The sequence below is a fragment of the Halonotius pteroides genome (assembly GCF_003605635.1).
Classification (GTDB): Archaea; Halobacteriota; Halobacteria; order Halobacteriales; family Haloferacaceae; genus Halonotius; species Halonotius pteroides.
Window position 1 is genome coordinate 1 of record NZ_QMDW01000062.1, and the last position, 1,524, is coordinate 1,524.

General features: G+C 70.0%; 1 protein-coding gene and 1 pseudogene. Both read left to right on the forward strand.

Annotated elements, in window-relative coordinates; translation table 11 throughout:
- Positions 1-153 precede the first annotated feature (153 nt).
- Positions 154-912 (forward strand): PDDEXK family nuclease, encoded by a 759-nt coding sequence (locus DP106_RS15000; protein ID WP_120086608.1) that lies wholly within the window; start codon positions 154-156, stop codon positions 910-912.
- A gap of 125 nt (positions 913-1,037) precedes the next feature.
- Positions 1,038-1,524, forward strand: a pseudogene (locus DP106_RS15005) (tRNA-intron lyase); the annotation flags it as partial.

Genomic DNA, 1,524 nt, shown 5'->3' on the forward strand with positions numbered 1-1,524 from the left:
TGTCATTACACCACCGTTCGAGCCTATCCTTAATAAATGTTGATGATCGTGTCCGGCCAGGGGGTCGGGGCCCCGCTCCGGCGGCCGTCGGAGACGGTCCGTCCCCGGTAGCACTCCCGTGAATTTAAATACCGAAACGGGGGCAGACGGCCCATGTCGATCCGAACCATCGCCGGCGACTGTCTCGTCCGTTTCGAGGGGCGCCGGGAGCGAACCGTTCGAGGCCGAGTCGTAGTGCTCATAGAGCCCGACGACACCGTGTTGGTCCACGACGTCGACGGCTACCAGCCGGCCGCGTGGCTCACCCGCCCGGAGTCGCTGTCCGTGAGGCGCGATCCGCTGTGGCTGCTCGCCAGCGACGGCGAGGAGACGCTGCGGGTCGAGGCCGTCGGGGACGTCGTCGTCGCCGAGCACGACGCCACGGACGCCGGAACTCCCGTCGGGGCGTGTCGCTGCGGCGGGCAGTTGGTCCGATCCGGATCTGACGTCGCCTGTCTCGGCTGTGCCGAGCGGTTCGGCCTCCCGGACGGCGCGTCGGTGACCGAGTCGGCGTGTGACTGTGGTCTCCCGCAGTTCCGGGTCGAGCGCGGCGAGCGCTTCGAGTTGTGTCTGGACTACGAGTGCGGGTCGTTGCTCGAGGCCGTCGAAGGGCGGTTCGACCGCGAGTGGGACTGCCCGAACTGCGGCGGCGACCTCCGGATCCTCCGGCGCGGCGGCCTCATCGCCGGCTGTGAGGACTACCCCGACTGCGAGACGGGGTTTGCGATCCCGGACGGGCACGTGGTCGGATCCTGTGACTGTGGGCTTCCGCTGTTCGAACGCCCGGGTGGGTTGCAGTGTCTCGACGCCGGCTGTTCGGCCGACGGGACCGAGGACACAGCGGCGGACACAAAAGCGAGGACGGATGGGTGAGCCGACTGCTTCGGCGTCTTGCCCGCCCGCCGGATCCGAGACCGGAGGTGGAGACGGGAGCGGAACCGAAACGGGGCGAACGGCGGACCGCAGCCGATTTACGCGCGGCACCGATGAGTCCGCGCATGGAAGGCCACCTGACCGACGGGGTCGTCGAAGTCGGCGCGAACGGCCGCGAGCGGTACTACGACTCGCGGGGCTACGGTCGGCCTCGCGGCGAGGGCGTCGACCTCGCCCCCGTCGAGGCCGCCCACCTCCTGTACCGCGGCGACCTCGACGCGGTCGACGGGACCGGCCTCGGCGGCTTTCTCGCCGACAACGACGGTGTCGTCGTTCCGTTTCTCGTCTACAAGGACCTCCGCGAGCGGGGCTTCTACGTCTCGCCCGCCCGGGAGGGGTGGGTCGAGGACGCCGACGGTGCGGACTTCGTCGTCCACCCACGCGGAGACGGCCCGTGGGACGGGACCGTCGAACACCGGGTCCGGGTGGTCGGCGAGCGCGCGTCGGTCGCGCTCGGGTCACTCGGCGACGTGGTCCTCGCGGTCGTCGACGAGGAGAGCGAGTTGACGTACCTCGAGACCGACCGCCCCGACGTCGAGGGCTCGAACGTCG